Raw genomic sequence first — 19,103 nt, 5'->3', positions numbered from 1 at the left:
TGAGTGATAAGTATTGAGTATTAAGTATCAAGTAGCGAGTATCGGGTATCAAGATAATGTGGTCAATCCGCCATTATCCATCATCCATCTAACGTTTTATATCTATAAATCGTCTCTTAAAATTGGTAGGCTCATACAGTGGAAACCGCCACGGGCACGGGATAATTCTGCCGAAGGCATTAAAATTAATGTATCTGTTATGGTTTCTGCATTTGCTTTTCCGCTTTCCAAATCCTGAATTAAGTCTTTAACATCAACAACATCAAAACCTGCTGCTTTAAAGGCATCAACTGTTTTATCGTTTCTATCGTAACCTAAAACTACACCTTCTTTAATGGCTAAGAGGTTACAGGAATCTGTCCATTGCTCTCTGGAATCATAAGGGAACTGATTATTTCCGCTGTAAATAATTTTAGTTGGTTCGGTACTTTTTAAATCATTCTGACTAATATCATTAAGCAAAGCTTCTACATGTTCGAAGTATTTAGGTTCGCCTGGATTGGTTTTTGTAAATTGAATTGCAGTTGTTGCCTCCAGTTGCTCAGGCTCTTTTAAAAAGTTAATTGGTTCGTGAGGGTTATATTTTGGCGAATGCGCAATAGAATTCAGAATTACCCAGGTATTGCGTTTAACTTGCGTAAATACGGTATCTAGGTGCATGTAATCTCTCTTGCTCGGTATTTTAACAACGGTTACCTTTTCTACAACATTATTATCAAACAATAATTTTATCGCTTCATTAGCGCCATGTTCTGAGGTTCTTTCGCTACAGCCTATTAGCACATGCGTTGGACTTACCATCATCACATCACCGCCTTCTAATGTTGTGCTGAATGCAGGTTCATCTCCGGGGCGCAAGAAATGCATGGTAACATCAGGAATTTCCAGTATGTTTTTTTGATAGGCTTCAAAAAGCGGGTGGTTAAAGAAAATATAGCGCATTAAAAGCGTTTCTCGAACACGGGCTTTTTTTGCCGGTTTGTTTAATAGGATATAATTATTTATTGTTATGCCGACATCTCTGGTAAAAATTAGATTTGGGATTGGTGCAAAAATCATGGTGTCGTTTGGTAATGTTCCGGAAATTAAAATCTCAGCCAATTCTCTTGGGTCGGTATTTGTTAATTCCATTTGAACTTTATACGTACAGCCTTCAATTGCGCAAATGGCGGCAACTAATTTTTTACGGATGGATTCATTTTCAAGCATTTCACTTAAAAGATTTTGAATCTCAATTACAGAGGTAGAGCTGTGAAAATCAGGGTGATTGGGTTTGTAGAAATTACGGTTATCTTCTTCAGAATCTATTTTTCCAAGTTTTCCCTTTATCTTTTCAGGGTCTAGAAAATACATTAGTAATTTAATGTAGTAATCGTATTCACCTTTACGAATGGTATCTAAATGAACAATATCTTCGAAAAGCCAATCTTGTGCTTTCGATGGAACCACTTTGCCTAAACCACTATCAGGACTATGAATTAATAATTTGCGTAATCGACCGATTTCGGTTTTTACGTTCACTTGAAAATTTTGATTTGATTTGCTCATACATTAGTTAGTGTTACAAAGCTATTAGAATTTAATGTAGTATCAAGTATCAAGTAGCAAGTATCAAGTAGCAAGTAGCAAGTAGCAAGTATTAAGATAAGTCATATTGTTTGGTCTTTCAGCTTTCCGCTTTAATCGCTATTTTTGGCCATGAATTTTATTATTTCCGCAACGCTTGATGCTATTAAAGAACTTTATAATGAAGAAGTAGCTGAAAGTGTGATTAATATACAAGAAACCCGTAAAGAATTTGAAGGGCAGGTAACGCTGGTTGTTTTTCCGATTACTAAGATTTCTAAGAAATCTCCTGAACAGACGGCACAAGCTATTGGCGAATACTTAGTTGAAAACGTTGAAAATGTAACCGCTTTTAATGTTGTTAAAGGTTTTTTAAACCTAAGCATATCTGAAAGTTATTTCCTTAAACAATTTAATGAGGAAGTAATAAATGAAGCTTTTGGTTCTTATGCGCCTAATGGTAAAAAGGTTATGGTAGAATATTCTTCGCCTAACACAAATAAACCGCTACACTTAGGTCACGTTCGTAATAATTTATTGGGATATTCTGTTGCTGAATTGCTTAAAGCTTACGGTTATGAGGTTTTTAAAGTAAATCTGGTAAATGATAGGGGAATACACATTTGCAAATCGATGCTAGCCTGGCAGAAATGGGGTAATGGTGAAACGCCTGAAAGTTCAGGTTTAAAAGGCGATCATTTAGTTGGAAAATACTATGTGATTTTCGATAAAGAATATAAAAAGGAAATAGAGGCTTTAAAAGCAGATGGTCAAACTGAAGAAGAGGCAAAGAAAAATGCAGCTTTAATTAAGGAAGCGCAACAAATGTTATTGGCTTGGGAGCAAGGCGATGAGGCAGTAGTTTCGCTTTGGAAAACCATGAACGAATGGGTTTACGCAGGCTTTAATGTAACCTATAAAAATTTGGGTGTAGATTTTGATAAGTTTTATTACGAAAGTAATACTTATCTATTGGGCAAAGATACGGTTGAGGAGGGATTGGCAAAAGGTGTTTTCTTTAAGAAGGAAGATGGTTCGGTTTGGATAGATTTAACTGCCGATGGCCTAGACCAGAAATTGGTTCTACGAGCTGATGGAACTTCCGTTTATATTACACAGGATTTAGGGACGGCGAAGATGAAATTCGACGATTTCGGAATGGATGAGTCGATTTACGTGGTTGGAAACGAGCAAGATTATCACTTTAAGGTTTTGTTTTTAATTCTTGAGAAGCTTGGTAAAAGCTGGGCAACAGGGCTTTATCATTTATCATACGGTATGGTGGATTTACCAAATGGTAAAATGAAAAGCAGAGAGGGAACTGTTGTTGATGCAGATGAACTGATTGCAGATATGGTAGCAACTGCGCAGGAAAAAACAGAAGATTTAGGTAAGATTAATGATTTTACGGAGGATGAAAAATCGGAGTTGTATAAAAACATTGGCTTAGGTGCTTTGAAATATTTCTTATTAAAAGTAGAACCGAAAAAGCGATTATTGTTCGACCCAAATGAAAGTATTGATTTTCAAGGAAACACAGGTCCGTTTATTCAATATACACATGCCCGCATAAAGTCATTATTGAGCAAAGCTGATTATCGGTTCTCTGTTAACACACCACAGTTTTCAGGAATTTCGGCAGTAGAGCTTGATATGATTATGCAATTGGCAAAATATCCTTTGGAGATTGAAATTGCCGCTAAAGCGCATAGTCCTGCAAGTTTGGCTAATTATTTATATGAGTTGGCTAAACTGTTTAATAAATTTTATCACGAGGTTCCGCCGATTGTTAAAACGGAAGCGGGTGATGCTAAACAGTTTCGTTTAAACTTATGTAAAAAAACAGCCGATATTCTCAATGCTGGCATGCTAATTTTAGGCATTACATCGCCAGAGAGGATGTAGGGGTTTATGGAAAATGGTAGTGTGGAAAATGGAATGCATTCATATCTATAAAATTGACCTTCTATCTAGATTTATGAAGTTTAAGATGTAAAGGTCTCCTCGCTAAACTTACGAAGTTTGACAGGCGATGAGCAGATTAAACTTCGTAAGTCATCTAAGAAAATATGATACAAACCTTCAATCAGCAGAATTTCCATCAGTTTTGCGATGTAGTTGCGTTGCAAGATGTTGATTTGAAAGGAATTATAAATCGGTTTGGTTATCCGCCATACTGGTCCAGACTCAACACTTTCGAATCTATTGTTCACATCATATTAGAGCAACAAGTATCGCTAGCTTCTGCACTGGCTACTTTAAATAAGCTGAAGGATAGAATAATAAACATCACACCAGAAAACTTCTTATCCTTATCCGATAAAGAATTAAAAGACTGTTATTTTAGTCGGCAAAAGACAAGTTATGTTAGAGATTTGGCTCAAAATCTTATTAGTAAAGCACTTGATTTAGATGCTTTAGTTGACAAGACTGATGAAGAAATCAGGGCTGAACTTATGAAGATAAAGGGTATTGGCAATTGGACGGTAGATATCTATCTGATTTTCATTTTGCATCGTTTGGATGTATTTCCAATGGGAGATTTAGCTGCGGCAAATGCGCTTAAAAAAGTTAAAGGTTTAGGTAAGACATCAAGCCCGGAACAAATTATTTCAACAACATTAAATTGGAAACCTTATTCTTCTTTGGCAACCATGCTACTTTGGCATTTTTATTTAGAAGAACGGAAGCGTTAAAATTTTACTTATAAAAAAATGCATCAATGTTAGTATTGATGCATTTTTAATTTTAAATAAATAATTATTTAGATACCCAAATCTTCCTGGGCATAAGTTGACTTGTTTTCAAATTCTCTTTTATAATCTTTAGCTTTTTCTATCCATTCAGGTGCTTTATCCTTAATATCATCAACTACGGATTTACCAGTAATTGGATCTTTTTTAGTAATGTATTTAACGCCTGCGTAAATTGCAGCGCCTATAACTGCTGTTTTTATTAGTCCCATTTCTTATCAATTTTATATAATATAGTAACAGTTAAATGCTGTGATGGTTTTAAATTAATGCTATTTGCTTACTGTAATTTTTAAACTATCTGTAACTATGATACCACTTATGGTTGCAGCATTGTATTTAATCGTATAACTACCGGCTTTGGTGATCGCATATCCTTCGTTCAAATTAAAATTGGTACTTGTACTATCTCCTTTTTTTAGCATGGTATAACTATCAGCAGGAGGTGGCATCATTCTTTTTGCCATAGGTCCTTTGTAATCAATGTCTGTATGATCTTCTAAAGCCACATCCAGGTATTTACTCATTAATTTTTCAAATGGTGTATGCCATTTACAAAATTTTGTAACTGTATCAGTATTGTTGTAAACAGCGAATTTGATGTTAATTGGTTGCCCTAGTTTCGCAGCTCCAATCAAACTCATTTTTCCGGTTACGGGATCGCTTTCCTTGTTTGCTTTGGCTTCGGAAAGTAATGTGGTATCGCTGGCTGCGTTTGCATCTTTCTTATCATTTGATGAACCGCAGGCTGCAAATATTATTGCGCAAAGACCAAGTATGGGAATTAATTTTTTCATAAGGTTTAGATTTAATGTGGTTATTCGGATTTGCTTATAAGTGCTTTTCTTCTTCTAAAGTTTGGAAAGCTCATTGGGCTACGGGCAGGTTTTTCATCACCCAATAAAACACCCCATTGTTTAAACATCTCGGTACGGTCGAAGATAACTTTTAGTACTGCTACTATTGGCAAAGCGAGGAACATGCCGGATACACCTGCTATGCTTCCGCCAATAAATACCCCTAGGATAGCGAATAATGCATTAATTTTTACTTTAGAGCCTACAATACGAGGCATCAGAATGTTGTTATCCAAAAACTGAACGAAAGCAATAACACCAAGAACCGTTATTACCGGCCATAATTCTTGCGATGAAGTTAAGGTTAAAAGCACACCAATTAAATTACCCATCAGCGCACCAACATAAGGTATCAGGTTTAAAATGGCGAAGATGACACCGATTAATAAAGCATGTTTAATACCAATAAGCATTAAAATCCCACCTAAAAGGATGGTCATGTAGGTGATTTGAATTAATAAGCCAATCAGATAACTTTTAATGATAGATTCGGTTTCGTATATGGCTTCTTTCACTTTAGGATGATCATCTGTTTTGAACCACATGAAAATAAATTTTAATAGAATGTCTTTGTAAAAAAGCATCAGGTAGATGTATATTGGAAGCAGGCCAATAAATACAAAAATACCACTCAGCGTTACCGCTGCACCGCCGGCCATGGATGTTCCCATGTTCATTAAATCGTCGCTTTTATCCTTAATAAAGGCTCTTTGCTGTCTATCATCGTAGTGGGTAATGCGGCTAATCCAATCGCTAAGGGAATTGATGTGTTGGGTTACATTGCTTTTAATGCGTGGAAAGTCATTAACCAAGAGGCCAATCTGGTGAGAGAAAAACCAAACCACCAGACCCACAAAAAGTGCTACTACAAGTATCGGGAGAACGATTGCTAAACTTTCAGGGACTTTTTTCTTTTTAAGAAAGCGGTATAAAGGAAGTAGCATAATGCTGATGAAAAAGGCCATTAAAATCGGCATAATGATATCCCTTGCTATCACCATTACAGCTACCAGGCAAATCAGGCCTAATAATTCTATGGATCTTTTTGCGGTAAGTGGTAAATTATTCGTCATAGTTTTACGGTTTTGTGATTAAACATGATTGCCTAGGAAATGTTTTAAGATAAGAAGAAAATGTGAGGTTGAGGGATGAGGTTGAGGTTGAGATTGAGGTTGAGGTTTTGAGATAAAAAGCAACATTTACTAATATAGTGGCAGATTAGCGTTATTTTTGCGTTTTCACATTATTTATATGAATCATCAAGATACCATCATTGCATTATCTACTCCGCAGGGCTCGGGCGCTATTGGCGTTATACGTTTATCGGGCCCTGATGCTATAAGCTTAGCCAATTCGGTTTTTAGTGGAAAGGATTTGGAAAAGCAGGAAAGTCATACTTTGCACTTTGGATTGATAAAGGATGGAGATCGAATTATTGATGAAGTGGTTGCGGGATTGTTTGTAGAACCAAAATCATACACTAAAGAAAATGTTGTCGAGATTTCGTGCCATGGTTCTAATTATATTATTCAGCAGATTATCAGTTTGTTAATTGGTAAGGGTGCGAGGGCTGCCAAACCTGGTGAATTTACGTTGCGTGCCTTTTTAAATGGTGCTTTCGATTTAAGTCAGGCTGAAGCTGTTGCCGATTTGATTGCTTCGAATAGTAAAGCTTCGCATGATGTGGCTATGCAACAGATGCGTGGAGGTTTTGCCAATGAGCTTAAAGCGTTGCGGGAGCAATTGATACATTTTGCATCGATGATTGAGCTAGAACTGGATTTTGCTGAAGAGGATGTTGAGTTTGCGAATCGCGATCAGTTGCGCAACCTGGTAAATAAAATAAACCATGTTTTAAACCGGCTGATTTCATCATTCGAGATGGGTAACGTAATTAAAAATGGTGTACCAATTGTAATTGCCGGGAAACCAAATGTGGGTAAATCGACTTTGTTAAATGCATTGCTCAATGAGGAGCGGGCGATTGTTTCGGATATTGCCGGAACCACGCGTGATACGATTGAAGATGAGCTCACCATAGGTGGAATTGTTTTCCGCTTCATTGATACGGCAGGCATTCGTGATACTGCAGATATAATTGAAGCTTTGGGTGTAGAAAGAACACTTGAAAAAATGAAGCAGGCTAAGCTTATCATTTACATGGCGGATGCTGCGCAGACTGTTTCGGAAATAGAGGAGCAGGTGAGGGGATTGGCGAAACTTGAAATACCGTATCTAATTTTAGTAAATAAGGCCGATTTGTTATCGCCACAGCAACGTGAGGCATTTGCTCAACTGCATGTTTTTTTTATTTCTGCAAAGGATAAAATGGGTATCGACGAGTTGAAAGATACACTTTTGGAACAGGTAAATCTGCATCATATTAATACCAGCGAAACTTTAGTTACTAATATCCGCCATGTTGAAGCACTGAAGCAAACGGAAAATGCTTTGCAACGGGTATTGGCTAATGTAGGTAATCCTGTTACTTCTGATTTTTTAGCGATGGATATTAAACAGGCGTTACATTATCTGGGGGAGATTACCGGAACTGTTACTACTGATGATTTGTTGGAAAATATATTTACCAAGTTCTGTATTGGGAAGTAAATCATCCACATTTATACTGATATACTGATAAATTTGGCATCGGCTATAACGAGGATATAATCAATATAAATCATGATATAAGCAGGGGCTTTGGTTTACAGGTAATGGCTTACGATTTTTTATTTTATCCTAGGTTTTTGTGGCTGCTGTCGATTCCAAATATGATGCTGGTATATTTTTATTTGAAGCGCAATGGTTGGCAATTCTTAGGCAAGATCCAGTCCCGCTTTTGCTTCAAGTCCTCACTGCGTTGCGGGCTTTACGCGTCAATCGGGGCTAAAATGTTCTGCTTACTACTTTTCGGTTGCTGCCGGGTGCAAAAATCCAACCGTGCGCTAGTATTGGCTAGTGATTTTTTCTCACACGCGGCACGCGTGCGCCAGCATGGGCTGCTGCCGATTCCAAATATGATGCAGTTATATTTTTATTTGAAGCGCAATGGTTGGCAATTCTTAGGCAAGATCCAGTCCCGCTTTTGCTTCAAGTCCTCACTGCGTTGCGGGCTTTATGCGTCAATCGGGGCTAAAATGTTCTGCTTACTACTTTTCGGTTGCTGCCGGGTGCAAAAATCTTAGCGTGCGCTAGTATTTGCTAGTGATGTTTTTCTCACACGCGGCACGCGTGCGCCAGCGAGGGGGGTTATTCTACTGTTGTGAATGATTCATCATTGATTTATTTTACCTATTCAAAATCATTTATTAAATGCAAGGCTTTTTAAGGTAGAAAACCATTGTGGATAGTAATAACAAAACCCGGGGACGTGGGGCGGGTTTTGTTTTTTAACTGAGGGCTATCGTACAAGCCAAAGACAGCATCAAACATATTTTCTGAATCAATTCTACATCAATTCCAGAAAAATTGGCGTATTCATCAAATGTAATGTATTGATCTTTACGCTTATTGAGTACAAATCTTAAATTTCTAAGCACTCTTTGTGCTTGCGCTAAGCTTTTTCCAGTTAAGATACTAACATCTTTCGGATAAATACATACTCTTTTCATGTGTTGTTTAATTAAACCGCAACAGATTGGGAGGTGCCATAGCTATACAATTTGATTTACCGAGTTAAGCCCTTAACAGCGGATCATCTACGCTTCAACTACGCTTCATCTACCGATGGAGACTAAAGCAAAAGCAAAAGAAAAGCTATCCTACCCGAGCAGTGATTCAATGAACGATAATTAATAAGTCTAATATCTGAAAAAATAGCTTTTTTTACAAGTGACAAAAAGTACTAAAAGGTGCAAAAAATAGATAATAGCAGTAAATCGTGCAATACCTTCCTTTTGCGAAACCATGTTTTTAGATAAGGTGCAATTTTGTATCCAGATGTAAGACATATATTATGGCACGTCAGGAAGGAATAATTAAATTAAACGGACGAATCGGGGATTTGACGTTTTACAAAACAAGAAACGGGTATTTAGCAAGGGAAAAAGGTGGCGTTGATGCCAGCAGAATTGCAAGTGACCCAAGGTATCAGCGAACACGCGAAAACATGGCGGAATTCGGCAGAGCCACAAAAGCAAGTAAATTTTTGCGCATTGCATTTAAGGCACTAACCAGTCAAATTGCTGATAAAAATGTGAGCAATAGATTGATGCCAAGAATGTTAAAAGTGATTCAGGCAGATTCTATTAATGAGCGTGGGTTAAGAATGGTGTTGGATGCTGAAACAGAACTGCTAACTGGTTTCGAATTTAATGCCAATGCAAATGTAGGTACCACTGTAAATGTGCAGTACATAACGGCAATCGATAGGGCGGCTGGTGTTGCAACTGTAAATTTGCCAGCTTTTAGCGCAAGGGATATGATTAATTCACCACAAGGTTCTACTCATTTCAAACTGAGCGCCGCTTTTGCCTCAGTAAATTTTGAAAATGAAGTTTTTGAATTAAGTACAAGTGAAAGTGCCGTACTAGATGTAAAGGAAATCGCTATCCCTGCAATCGCTTTTAGTTGTCAATTGCAGCAACCTGCAACAAGCCCTTTATTTTTGCTTTTAGGCATTAACTTTTACCAACGTGTAAATAATTTCGATTATCCTTTAAGCAATGGCGCATTTAATGGTTTATCGCTAGTACAAATACAAGGTTTGTAATGCAGCTTTTTCTTAGCCGAACCTATTTTAAGGGTGGCACAAATGGTAAAATATTTTTTGATGGTAAGCTTGTTTGTGAAAGTATAGAGTTGCCTTGGAGAAATAATAAGCGAAATGTTAGTTGTATTCCTGAAGGAAGGTACAGACTTATTAAAAGGCATCATACCAAACATGGATTGCAGTTGGCATTAAGCATTGTTCCGAATCGCGAAGGGATTTTAATTCATCCAGCCAATTTTGCATTGAGAGAACTTCAGGGATGTATAGCGCCTGTTACAAAGTGTATTGGTGAGGGTGAGGGAAATTACAGCAGGATTGCGCTAGAACGGTTAGAAGACCTGGTTTACCCGGTGCTTGAAAAGGGTGAAGAAGTATTTTTATTAATTACATCTGTTAAGTCATCATCATGAAAACTGAAAAGAAAGCTATTCAATTGAAGCCAGACCAAAACTGTTGGATGCCAACAATTAAGAAGTATTTAAGTGTTGCAAGCAGTGCAGCCGGTATCATTTTAGCTGCACCCCTAAAACTGCCTAACAAGCTGCTTATTGTTGCAAGGTACGTAGCATTAGCCGCCGGGATTATAAAAGCTACAGATATGAAGGCAGATGAATAGTTCAGAAACTAAAATGGGCGTGCTAAGTGGGATTTCTTTTAGCATGATCGGACAGGTACAGAGTAGTATTTTACAAACTATACTGTTAGCAGCTTTAGGTGCTGCGGTGAGCTTTTTAGTTAGCAAAATATTGCAATTACTTTTTAGACAAGATTAGTAACTTTTATTAAAATTTGTTAACGGCTGTGCATATATGTACAGCCGTTTTTTTTATGGCCTTGCAATTAAATTAAAAATAAATAGTTTAGGCGACTAAATGAATGGCTTCATGCTTGCGCTAGCAAAGTAAGCTCAATAATCCTTACAACCCTACCTTATAATTTCAAAATTGGATTATTTTTATCATAATCAAATTACAGTATCAAGTTTTAAATAATCAGCATTCGATGTGTGTTATTAAGTTTATATATATGTAAAACAAACATATACAGATATATAATATATTTATTACTATATTAATATTAATTTAATTTACGTAACCGTATATTTAGGAAATTTAAAAAAAATCTTAATTTTTATGAAAATCAAAAATCTAATTTTTGCGCTATTATTTATTGGCGCTCTCGCAAGTTGTAAAAAAGATGCATCAATCTCAGATGAATCTACAATCGGAAAAGAAAAAACTGGCATTACTTCGGATAGCCTTAATCGCTTTTCACTTGACAGTGCAAAAAAGAACAGGCTTGCCGTAACGGTTCCTACTGGAACCGTTAATGGTTTGGTCCCTTTTTATCGTTTATTTTCAATCTATGAAGCAAAGCATTTCTTTACGCTTGGCGCAGAAGCAAATATTTTGCTTGCCCAAATGAGAACAGATATAGGACCTTTTCCTGTAAATAACTGGTCCCTTGAAGGTGAGGTATGTAGGTTAGAGTTTAGACCAACAGGTACTTTTACAGTACCACTATACAGATATTACAGAAACACAGGCGATCATTATTACTCAAATAGTCCTAATGCTCCTTTATATTATGTGCCTGAAGGTATCATGGGCTATATGTCAGCTACTCAGGTATTGTTAAGTTCTCCACTACATTCATATTTTAAAAAGACAGGAACTTTTGATAGGCTGTATACAAAAGACTTTAACGAACTTGGCACTGGCAATAAAGATTGGCAATATGAAGGCATAATTGGTTGGGTGTATTAACAAAATTAATCTATTATAAGCCAGTTAAAACGGGTTGTCTTCTTTTAAATTTGAATTAACTAATGCCATTTAATTGGGGTATTGGTGAAGATGTCATTTTTCATTTGAATGAAACTATTTTAATAAAATTAATAATCTTAATTCAAATTTTTAACGGCTGTGCATACATGTGCAGCCGTTTTTTTTATGTCTTTCGTAAATTAAACAATATGGAAATCCAAGATGTTTGAAAATAAAGAACAAATTACTGGCTATATTAATTTAGTTACTTGTAAAAAAGATGGCCATAATCGACACGTCAGCAGGCATTTGACCGTTATATAATTAATTGGTATTTAGTTTTTTAATATATTGTAAGTTTAAATCTAGATGCTTTCGAAAGACTGTAAGGAATTATTACTTTACTCTCTTGTAGGAATAGCCCCCACTATCAAATGCATCCAGATTTAATGATAATTTACCGTCAGCAATTGTGAAAAAAGTATTTCCACCCGAATTTTCATAAATTAAGAAATCTTCTTTTTGCTTGGTAAGCATAGATTCTTTGCGAATGGTGGAGTATTTCCCTTCACGGATAACTATATTGCTTCTAGTTTCTGTATAAGCATTATCTGTAAGCGTTAATATATTGCCTTGGCCGGATGCATACGTAGTTGTTTTGCCAGATAATCCTTCGGTAGTAGAAATTAATTCCCATCTACCGAAAAGTTTGTCACCATCCACAGTATCCTTTTTACATGTTGTAAAAATAGAAAGGGTACAAAATAGAATTAAAAGTTTTTTCATTTCACTAAGTTTTAGCTTTTCTAAAATTAATAAATATCTTTCTTCATTAAAAGAACCGCGGCACATCCACATATTCATTTATCATTTTGTTCATTATGAGTGTTATGACAAATCAATAAGGCAGAAGCCTGAATGAAAGCATATAAATGACGTTCCCTTACTAGTAATAGGAGAGTTGATAATTCAATATTGATTTGCTAAAAATATTAGTAATTTTGTGTATAAAATTTTCATTATGATAAGGGAATTAGAAATACCAAAAAACTATGTTTTAGATACATTAGATAATCCTGGAAGGGTTTCTGGATTTATATCGCCTGCAGAAGATTTCAAGCAACGAAGGCTTCATATCGCTCAAAAAATTATTAAGGATCCTAATAATACATTTTATTTCGAGTCGGATGATAATCAAATGCGCTATTTTGGAATACTTAAAGGGAGCATAATCATCGTGGACAAATCTATAAAAGTTGCTTCTGGGGATATTTGTCAATTAATAGCTATTTAATAGTAAGATAAGATTTCTGGTAAACACGTTAAACACGTGCGCTAGCGGTAGGGAAGATGCTTAGAAAAGTACTTTAGAAATTGTCTTTTTAAACAAAATATATTGCCTTGTTTTATTTAGATTTTAGTTGGGGTAAATGCACACGCGGCACGCGTGCGCCAGCGAGGGATATTTGAGGCTGCTGCCGATTCCAAATATGATGCAGTTATATTTTTATTTGAAGCGCAATGGCTGGCAATTCTTAGGCAAGCTCCAGTCCCGCTTTTGCTTCAAGTCCTCACTGCGTTGCGGGCTTTACGCGTCAATCGGGGCTAAAATGTTCTGCTTACTACTTTTCGGTTGCTGCCGGGTGCAAAAATCCAACCGTGCGCTAGTATTGGCTAGTGATGTTTTTCTCACACGCGACACGCGTGCGCCAGCGAGGGGAAAAAGATTTTTTGAGCAATTAATATAAGGTTACAGCAATGCGATATATTAGTTTTGCGGACCAGACACTTAAACTCTAAACTGTAATTTAAATGTTACCGATTTTGTTAAAAAATGTTAAATAATTTTTTTGATTATTAATTATTCTATTTAGATTTAGAAAAAGAAAAACTGATCTGTTTTTCTTTAGAATATCATCCATATTTCGCTCTTAATGTTAGCTTTTTTAAATTATTGACCTCGGTTGATAATGATAGTTTTTCCTAACTCTTCCTAAAACTAAATGTATGTTGAAATCTAGAATCTATTGTTCGAAAGAAAACCAAGCGAAAAAACCAATCTCTTGTATTGTTTTTTTATTTGTATTTAATGTGTTATTGTTTGGCTTTGTAGACCTAAGTAAAGCAGATACTGAGCTAAGGCTTTCTAATTTAGTAACTGATAAAATGGTTGCATATTATATTGATGATGTATCTGGAATTCAATATGAAACATCGATAAAAGGAATGCGTATAGCGGATCTGAAAATGTTTCAAAGAATTACAATATTGGGTAATATCGAACTGTCAGAGTCAGTAATACGCAGAACACTTTTAGTAAATGGAATTGTATGGCTAGACCAAATTTCTTCTAAAACAGATAAACTTGAAAAAGAAGCACAACTACTTGCATTTCAAAATAAACGAGGTATATGGACTTCGGGGTATATTGATATGTATTGTTCTGAATTTAATAAAAAGAAGCTAACTAACTTCATAAACTCTGTTTCTGCCGTGGTTAAAATAAATGCAAAAATTAGAGGTAATAAAAATCTAACTAAAAATAAAAATGTTAGCATGGTTAAAAATCTTCGGGAAGAAAATATATTATTAAAAAAGCAACTGAAGATTAAAGAATTGGAAGCGCAGAACGTCAGGGATTCCATAGTTAATAGCAGGAAAAATTTTTATGATGTCTTTGTTGGAAGTCCGGAATCATGGTTGGGTACTTTGACTGAGATACAGATTTTAAGAATAACTCTACTTCTAACATTGCTCAAGGCTATTGTAAAGGGTTTAGAACGCACGATAAATGGTTGCAAGGTTTTCTGGCGTTTCTTGAAATCTAGAGAAGATAGATATACGAAAGATACCCGATACAGTATAAAGTATTAGTTAAATTTTAAGCTAGTAGTATTGAATCCCCATACAGCAGGTAAGTACCTATCTATTATATTTTGCTGAACTTACAAACTATATCTTCTTCATTTAGAATTTGTACTTACTAATATTATGATTTCTTTTTTTTGCAATTTATTCACACGCGGCAGCGAGGGGGGTTGATTTAACTGAAACCACAGCAGATAAATGTAAAACGAGTACCTGCTATATAATAGTTAAGTCGCAGGGTGGTTCAGATTTTCAAATTAGGCAAGCAAATGTAAATTATCTTAATGCCAAAATTGCTTACATAAATGATCTTATTGCTCAATATCCAAATTCGACAGATTATTATAATCAATATAAATCAGGATGTACGCAGGCATTTTAGTTTACAGGTAATAGCTTGCCAGTTTTTATTTTACCTTAGGTAATCTTGTTGGTGAAGATGCTTAGAAAAGTACGTTAGAAATTGTCTTTTTAAACAAAGTATTGCCTTGTTTTATTTGGATTTTAGTTGGGGTAAATGCATACGCAACACGCGTGCGCCAGCGAGGGGGGTATAGACTTTGGATATCAAATCCAAATGCTACTCATTTTCTGTAGCTCATCTTTTTCTTTTGCTGTAATTACTTATCCATACCACTCTTCCTAATATATAGTTTTGCTATATTTTAGCTCGCTTTTGCTATAAAAATATAGCAATACTTTGTAAATTGAGTTTAACATCGTTCTGAGGTTATCACTTATACCTGTATCGGTCGAAATACTATTAGGGTTTCAAAAAACAGTTTTAAGATTTATTTAAAGGCTGGTACTCATGCCTGTGTCGGTCGGTATGTTATTACGCTTCTAGGTGTTAAGTTTAAACCATTCTAATGTTAGTAAATTTTCATAATCTAAAAGTCTTTTACCATCGCATATTATTTATATTTGACATAGTTGTCCAGAAAATACAATCAAGATGAAAGAAGAAAATTTAGGTGTGTATATCAGGCAATTGAGAGAAAGGGAAAATATGCCTTTACGGAAGCTGTCTGCTATACTCGATATAGATCAAAGTACATTAAGCAAATTGGAACGTGGAGAAAGACCAATAGCTCGACAAATGTTGCCAATTATAGCAAACACTTTCAATATAGACGAAAAGGAGCTTATTGTGAAATTTATGAGTAAACATGTCGCGAATCAACTGGTAGATGAAAAATATATTAAAGAAATATTGTTAGCAGTTGAACAAGAAATTACATACTTAAAAACGGTTGATAACAAGTAATGGAAATTAAGTTAGAAGAATTACAATACCAAGAGGTTGCAATTCAGTCGGTTATTGATGTATTTGATGGTAATATTAAAAATACTTTTGATAATGCCTGTTTTGAGGGCATTCGATCAAATAATTGTACGTTGTCAGTTGAGCAAATAGCTGAAAATATTAGTGCGGTTGCAAATGGAAATGCAATTGATCATCATACGGCAAAAATTACTGGTGAAAACGAGCTTACTATCGAGATGGAAACAGGTACTGGTAAAACCCTTGTTTACATTAAAACCATTTGCGAACTATTTAAACATTATGGTTTTACAAAGTTTATTATTCTTGTCCCATCCGTTGCTATTCGTCAGGGTGTATTAAAAACGCTAAAGACATTTGAAAGGCAATTAGAAGATATTTACGGCTTTGTTCCCAAGTCTTTTGAATACAGCAGTAAGAAATTAAACAAGGTAACCAACTTCATAGAAGAGCAATATCCTCAAATCATGGTGATGACTTTAGCCTCTTTTAATTCGGAAGATAAAATCCTAAATCAGGCAAAAAGGGAAGATTTATTTGCAAATATCCCATTTATAGATGCTATTGGCAGAACGAATCCTATTGTTGTGATGGACGAACCACAAGAGGGAATGGATACGGTAAATTCTGTAAAGCAAATTGCAAAACTTAATCCATTGTTCAAATTTAGATATTCTGCTACACACAAAGTGGTTAAAAATTTGATTTATCGTTTGACACCTTACGACAGCTATAAACAAGGGTTGGTTAAAAAAATTGAAGTATTAACCGTTACCGAAAAAAATGATGAAGCGACCCTTAAGCTGGAATTGACGGAAATACAAAATGGTAAAAATCCAATTCGTGCAAAAATTAAAGCTTGGCATCAATCTGCAAATGGAAGTATAGATTTTAAAGAAACCAAATGGTTAAAAGATGGAGATAATTTAGGCGAATTAACTAATAATCCAAGTTATCTTAATTATAATATTGAACGAATTAACAAAAGTTTGCGCACAGGTAAATGGTCGGTTACGTTTACCAACGGAACACAGATTTTTGAAAAACAAACATCGGGCAATATAGAAAGTATCTGGGCATTACAGCTAGAGTGGTTGATGATTCGCCACTTCACCAAAAAGCAAAAATTACAAGAAAAAGGTATCAAATGCCTCTCTCTTATATTTATTGATAAGGTTGCGAATTATGTAAGTGACAATCCAATTATCAAAAATCTCTTCATCGAAAAATGCAAAAGCATTTATGCCGAGTTTCATGATGGGCAAACACCATCGGCTAGCGATATTGAAGCCATACAAGGATTCTATTTCGCTAAGACAGGTAAAGGAGAGTTCACCGACAATGAAACTTCAATGCGTAAAAACTCAGATGTTTTTGATGCTATTTTAAAGGATAAGGAGGAATTATTATCCTACGGTAACTCTGTAGCCAATAGAATTGAATTTATATTTTCACATTCTGCTCTGGGTGTGGGTTGGGATAATCCGAACATTTTCAATATAGCCACATTAAATAACTCATATTCAGAAATAAAAAAACGGCAAGAAATCGGCCGTGGTTTACGCATTTGCGTTAATCAAAATGGGCAACGTGTTTATGACAGTTTGGAAATTACAGATGATGAACGTATTAATCAACTTACCGTTATCCCTAATGAAACCTATGAAACATTTGTAACACAGTATCAGGAAGAAATTAAGGAGGTGTACGGCACTACTTCTGCAGGTGCAGGAATGACCCACACACACAAAGGAAAGCCACAGAACCAAGTCAGTTTTAAACGTAACCAAAATGAAACAGTCAATCAAGCATTTAAGCGGTTTTGGAAAGCATTGTCCAAAAAAACCAGCTTTTCTGTTGCTTTTGATGAAGAGGCTTTGATCGAAAGAAGTAAAGAGGCACTAAATACTATAAAAATAGCAGCTTATCAAGCCGATGTAACTAGCCGATCTATTGGTTCGATAAGCGAAAGTGGCATTGTCGATGAGTTTGGAGGAACGGAATCATATAAATTAAAAGCAAATTATTCAGCCCTAGATTTATTAGAAGAACTAAGTGAAAATACAGGATTATCTTATATAACCACTTTTAGAATAATTGAAAATATTGGCAGTATAAATGCTTTTGCAAAAAATCCACCCCAATACATTCATCAAGCTGCTGCATTGATTAAAAATATAGAGCTAGAAGAAATGCTAAGAGGGTTAGATTACCATTTAACAAGCGAAACATTTCCTTTTGACTTTGGTGATTTTGTGAGAAATATAGATGAAAGTGGTTATGTGACTACACCAAATAGAGGAGTTTTTGACAAACAATTGATAGATAGCGATGTAGAACGGAAATTTGCTATAGGTGCCGATTTAGATGATGAGCTGATATGTTTTCTAAAATTGCCCAGCTATTATAAAATACCTACTCCAATTGGAGATTACGAGCCAGATTTTGGTATTGTAATGAAGAGAAAACAATTGCGAGACGGCAAGGAAAGTGAATTTTATTTCGTGGTAGAAACTAAGGGGACAAACAGCATCGATGATAAAAAAGCTTTAAAGGAAAGTGAAGTCTATAAAATACAATGTGCAGTAAAACACTTCCGGACGCTTGGCGTAGAGGTGCAGTACAAAGCCCCAATAAAGGAATACCAATACTTTAAGAATGAAGCTGTAAAAGATATTAATGCCCTAACAGAAAAATAATGAGTGATCAAGACTATAAAGAAAATCCATTAGAAAATGTACAATCTCACGATTGGAATAAAGAACGATTGGAAAAACTGAAAATGTTGATGCCGGATTTGTTTACCAATGATGGTAAATTGAATCTAAGTGAACTGAAAAAGGTAGTTGATCCTGAAAGCGTAAATGAAATTGAGCGTTATGAATTTCGTTGGTTTGGTAAAAGCAACGCCAAAAGAGAAGCTTTTACACCAACTGATGCAACTTTGGTTTTTGATGAAAACTTAAGTCTAAATCCTGATAAAAGCGAAAACTTAATTATTGAGGGTGAAAACTTGGCGGTTCTAAAATTATTAAGCCAAAGTTATAGAGAGCAAATTAAGTGTATTTATATAGATCCGCCTTATAATACAGGTAAAGATTTTGTGTATTCTGACAATTTTAACCAAGACAAAAAAGAGTATTGGGAAGATGCCGAAATGATTGAAAATGGGGTAATGTGCATATACCAATAAATTTGACCCCCTTTCGCCAATTTTAAATTGACCCCCAGAGTTGTTGCTTGAAAAAAGCAGAAGTTGTTGTGCAAAAAGGCTTTTTAGAATCGATCTTTTAAGTC

General features: G+C 35.4%; 20 protein-coding genes. 14 read left to right on the top strand and 6 right to left on the bottom strand.

Features of this window, described 5'->3' with window-relative positions; translation table 11 throughout:
* Window positions 1-102: 102 nt before the first annotated feature.
* Window positions 103-1,548: an arginine deiminase family protein gene (locus IEV50_RS16565; RefSeq protein ID WP_188416472.1), complete on the bottom strand. Its 1,446-nt coding sequence runs from the start codon at window positions 1,546-1,548 to the stop codon at window positions 103-105.
* A gap of 150 nt (window positions 1,549-1,698) precedes the next feature.
* Here IEV50_RS16565 and argS point away from each other — a divergent pair, with 150 nt between their 5' ends.
* Together argS and IEV50_RS16555 are read left to right on the top strand one after the other, a co-directional pair.
* Window positions 1,699-3,471: an arginine--tRNA ligase gene (argS, locus tag IEV50_RS16560; protein ID WP_188416470.1), complete on the top strand. Its 1,773-nt coding sequence runs from the start codon at window positions 1,699-1,701 to the stop codon at window positions 3,469-3,471.
* Between the two features lie 164 nt (window positions 3,472-3,635).
* Window positions 3,636-4,262, top strand: coding sequence for a DNA-3-methyladenine glycosylase family protein (locus IEV50_RS16555; protein ID WP_188416468.1), 627 nt, complete (start codon window positions 3,636-3,638; stop codon window positions 4,260-4,262).
* Between the two features lie 68 nt (window positions 4,263-4,330).
* Here IEV50_RS16555 and IEV50_RS16550 read toward each other — a convergent pair whose 3' ends face one another.
* From IEV50_RS16550 to IEV50_RS16540, 3 genes are read right to left on the bottom strand one after another with little or no spacing between them, the layout of a single operon-like run.
* A complete protein-coding gene (locus tag IEV50_RS16550; RefSeq protein WP_188416466.1) occupies window positions 4,331-4,531 on the bottom strand; it encodes a YtxH domain-containing protein in 201 nt (66 codons plus the stop codon).
* A 60-nt stretch (window positions 4,532-4,591) separates the two neighbouring features.
* Window positions 4,592-5,116, bottom strand: coding sequence for a protease (locus tag IEV50_RS16545; protein WP_188416464.1), 525 nt, complete (start codon window positions 5,114-5,116; stop codon window positions 4,592-4,594).
* Between the two features lie 20 nt (window positions 5,117-5,136).
* Window positions 5,137-6,249 carry an AI-2E family transporter gene (locus IEV50_RS16540; protein ID WP_188416462.1) on the bottom strand — a complete coding sequence of 371 codons (1,113 nt, stop codon included), beginning with the start codon at window positions 6,247-6,249 and terminating at the stop codon, window positions 5,137-5,139.
* 178 nt (window positions 6,250-6,427) lie between these two features.
* Between IEV50_RS16540 and mnmE the strand changes: the two genes are divergently transcribed.
* Both mnmE and IEV50_RS16530 read left to right on the top strand, forming a co-directional pair.
* On the top strand, window positions 6,428-7,786 hold the full coding sequence (mnmE, locus tag IEV50_RS16535; protein ID WP_188416460.1) for a tRNA uridine-5-carboxymethylaminomethyl(34) synthesis GTPase MnmE: 1,359 nt from the start codon (window positions 6,428-6,430) through the stop codon (window positions 7,784-7,786).
* A 104-nt stretch (window positions 7,787-7,890) separates the two neighbouring features.
* Window positions 7,891-8,361: a hypothetical protein gene (locus tag IEV50_RS16530; RefSeq protein ID WP_188416458.1), complete on the top strand. Its 471-nt coding sequence runs from the start codon at window positions 7,891-7,893 to the stop codon at window positions 8,359-8,361.
* A 204-nt stretch (window positions 8,362-8,565) separates the two neighbouring features.
* Here IEV50_RS16530 and IEV50_RS16525 read toward each other — a convergent pair whose 3' ends face one another.
* A complete protein-coding gene (locus tag IEV50_RS16525) occupies window positions 8,566-8,787 on the bottom strand; it encodes a hypothetical protein (protein ID WP_188416456.1) in 222 nt (73 codons plus the stop codon).
* Between the two features lie 344 nt (window positions 8,788-9,131).
* Between IEV50_RS16525 and IEV50_RS16520 the strand changes: the two genes are divergently transcribed.
* The 5 genes from IEV50_RS16520 (at window position 9,132) to IEV50_RS16500 (ending at window position 11,653) form a co-directional block, all read left to right on the top strand.
* The gene (locus IEV50_RS16520; protein WP_188416454.1) at window positions 9,132-9,887 is read left to right on the top strand and encodes a hypothetical protein; all 756 of its coding nucleotides are present in this window, start codon (window positions 9,132-9,134) and stop codon (window positions 9,885-9,887) included.
* Window positions 9,887-10,297: a DUF5675 family protein gene (locus IEV50_RS16515; RefSeq protein ID WP_188416452.1), complete on the top strand. Its 411-nt coding sequence runs from the start codon at window positions 9,887-9,889 to the stop codon at window positions 10,295-10,297. The genes IEV50_RS16520 and IEV50_RS16515 overlap by 1 nt, the downstream gene beginning before the upstream one ends.
* Window positions 10,294-10,503, top strand: coding sequence for a hypothetical protein (locus IEV50_RS16510; RefSeq protein WP_188416450.1), 210 nt, complete (start codon window positions 10,294-10,296; stop codon window positions 10,501-10,503). The genes IEV50_RS16515 and IEV50_RS16510 overlap by 4 nt, the downstream gene beginning before the upstream one ends.
* A complete protein-coding gene (locus IEV50_RS16505) occupies window positions 10,496-10,660 on the top strand; it encodes a hypothetical protein (RefSeq protein ID WP_188416446.1) in 165 nt (54 codons plus the stop codon). The genes IEV50_RS16510 and IEV50_RS16505 overlap by 8 nt, the downstream gene beginning before the upstream one ends.
* 360 nt (window positions 10,661-11,020) lie before the next feature.
* Window positions 11,021-11,653, top strand: a complete 633-nt coding sequence (locus tag IEV50_RS16500) for a hypothetical protein (RefSeq protein WP_188416444.1) — start codon at window positions 11,021-11,023, stop codon at window positions 11,651-11,653.
* Window positions 11,654-12,049: 396 nt separating this feature from the next.
* Here the strand turns inward: IEV50_RS16500 and IEV50_RS16495 are convergent, their stop codons facing one another.
* The gene (locus IEV50_RS16495) at window positions 12,050-12,517 is read right to left on the bottom strand and encodes a hypothetical protein (RefSeq protein ID WP_188416442.1); all 468 of its coding nucleotides are present in this window, start codon (window positions 12,515-12,517) and stop codon (window positions 12,050-12,052) included.
* A gap of 157 nt (window positions 12,518-12,674) precedes the next feature.
* On the opposite strand from IEV50_RS16495, the gene IEV50_RS16490 reads away from it, so the two are divergent.
* The 5 genes from IEV50_RS16490 (at window position 12,675) to IEV50_RS16470 (ending at window position 18,999) form a co-directional block, all read left to right on the top strand.
* Window positions 12,675-12,947 (top strand): LexA family protein, encoded by a 273-nt coding sequence (locus tag IEV50_RS16490; protein WP_188416440.1) that lies wholly within the window; start codon window positions 12,675-12,677, stop codon window positions 12,945-12,947.
* 713 nt (window positions 12,948-13,660) lie between these two features.
* Entirely contained in the window at window positions 13,661-14,527 is an 867-nt protein-coding gene (locus IEV50_RS16485) for a hypothetical protein (protein ID WP_188416438.1), read from the top strand.
* 949 nt (window positions 14,528-15,476) lie between these two features.
* The gene (locus IEV50_RS16480) at window positions 15,477-15,788 is read left to right on the top strand and encodes a helix-turn-helix domain-containing protein (protein WP_188416437.1); all 312 of its coding nucleotides are present in this window, start codon (window positions 15,477-15,479) and stop codon (window positions 15,786-15,788) included.
* Window positions 15,788-18,505 carry a restriction endonuclease gene (locus tag IEV50_RS16475; RefSeq protein ID WP_188416436.1) on the top strand — a complete coding sequence of 906 codons (2,718 nt, stop codon included), beginning with the start codon at window positions 15,788-15,790 and terminating at the stop codon, window positions 18,503-18,505. The genes IEV50_RS16480 and IEV50_RS16475 overlap by 1 nt, the downstream gene beginning before the upstream one ends.
* Complete coding sequence (locus IEV50_RS16470; RefSeq protein WP_188416435.1) at window positions 18,505-18,999, top strand: hypothetical protein; 495 nt, start codon at window positions 18,505-18,507, stop codon at window positions 18,997-18,999. The genes IEV50_RS16475 and IEV50_RS16470 overlap by 1 nt, the downstream gene beginning before the upstream one ends.
* Window positions 19,000-19,103: the final 104 nt, after the last annotated feature.

Source organism: Pedobacter mendelii, from assembly GCF_014635725.1.
GTDB lineage: Bacteria > Bacteroidota > Bacteroidia > Sphingobacteriales > Sphingobacteriaceae > Pedobacter > Pedobacter mendelii.
This window is presented reverse-complemented; position numbering and strand designations above follow the sequence as displayed.

What these genes read in the sequence shown, in the direction of transcription:
- IEV50_RS16565 (WP_188416472.1), bottom strand. Translation starts at nt 1,548, where the DNA reads ATGAGCAAATCAAATCAAAATTTTCAAGTGAACGTAAAAACCGAAATC.
- argS (WP_188416470.1), top strand. Translation starts at nt 1,699, where the DNA reads ATGAATTTTATTATTTCCGCAACGCTTGATGCTATTAAAGAACTTTAT.
- IEV50_RS16555 (WP_188416468.1), top strand. Translation starts at nt 3,636, where the DNA reads ATGATACAAACCTTCAATCAGCAGAATTTCCATCAGTTTTGCGATGTA.
- IEV50_RS16550 (WP_188416466.1), bottom strand. Translation starts at nt 4,531, where the DNA reads ATGGGACTAATAAAAACAGCAGTTATAGGCGCTGCAATTTACGCAGGC.
- IEV50_RS16545 (WP_188416464.1), bottom strand. Translation starts at nt 5,116, where the DNA reads ATGAAAAAATTAATTCCCATACTTGGTCTTTGCGCAATAATATTTGCA.
- IEV50_RS16540 (WP_188416462.1), bottom strand. Translation starts at nt 6,249, where the DNA reads ATGACGAATAATTTACCACTTACCGCAAAAAGATCCATAGAATTATTA.
- mnmE (WP_188416460.1), top strand. Translation starts at nt 6,428, where the DNA reads ATGAATCATCAAGATACCATCATTGCATTATCTACTCCGCAGGGCTCG.
- IEV50_RS16530 (WP_188416458.1), top strand. Translation starts at nt 7,891, where the DNA reads ATGGCTTACGATTTTTTATTTTATCCTAGGTTTTTGTGGCTGCTGTCG.
- IEV50_RS16525 (WP_188416456.1), bottom strand. Translation starts at nt 8,787, where the DNA reads ATGAAAAGAGTATGTATTTATCCGAAAGATGTTAGTATCTTAACTGGA.
- IEV50_RS16520 (WP_188416454.1), top strand. Translation starts at nt 9,132, where the DNA reads ATGGCACGTCAGGAAGGAATAATTAAATTAAACGGACGAATCGGGGAT.
- IEV50_RS16515 (WP_188416452.1), top strand. Translation starts at nt 9,887, where the DNA reads ATGCAGCTTTTTCTTAGCCGAACCTATTTTAAGGGTGGCACAAATGGT.
- IEV50_RS16510 (WP_188416450.1), top strand. Translation starts at nt 10,294, where the DNA reads ATGAAAACTGAAAAGAAAGCTATTCAATTGAAGCCAGACCAAAACTGT.
- IEV50_RS16505 (WP_188416446.1), top strand. Translation starts at nt 10,496, where the DNA reads ATGAATAGTTCAGAAACTAAAATGGGCGTGCTAAGTGGGATTTCTTTT.
- IEV50_RS16500 (WP_188416444.1), top strand. Translation starts at nt 11,021, where the DNA reads ATGAAAATCAAAAATCTAATTTTTGCGCTATTATTTATTGGCGCTCTC.
- IEV50_RS16495 (WP_188416442.1), bottom strand. Translation starts at nt 12,517, where the DNA reads ATGAATATGTGGATGTGCCGCGGTTCTTTTAATGAAGAAAGATATTTA.
- IEV50_RS16490 (WP_188416440.1), top strand. Translation starts at nt 12,675, where the DNA reads ATGATAAGGGAATTAGAAATACCAAAAAACTATGTTTTAGATACATTA.
- IEV50_RS16485 (WP_188416438.1), top strand. Translation starts at nt 13,661, where the DNA reads ATGTTGAAATCTAGAATCTATTGTTCGAAAGAAAACCAAGCGAAAAAA.
- IEV50_RS16480 (WP_188416437.1), top strand. Translation starts at nt 15,477, where the DNA reads ATGAAAGAAGAAAATTTAGGTGTGTATATCAGGCAATTGAGAGAAAGG.
- IEV50_RS16475 (WP_188416436.1), top strand. Translation starts at nt 15,788, where the DNA reads ATGGAAATTAAGTTAGAAGAATTACAATACCAAGAGGTTGCAATTCAG.
- IEV50_RS16470 (WP_188416435.1), top strand. Translation starts at nt 18,505, where the DNA reads ATGAGTGATCAAGACTATAAAGAAAATCCATTAGAAAATGTACAATCT.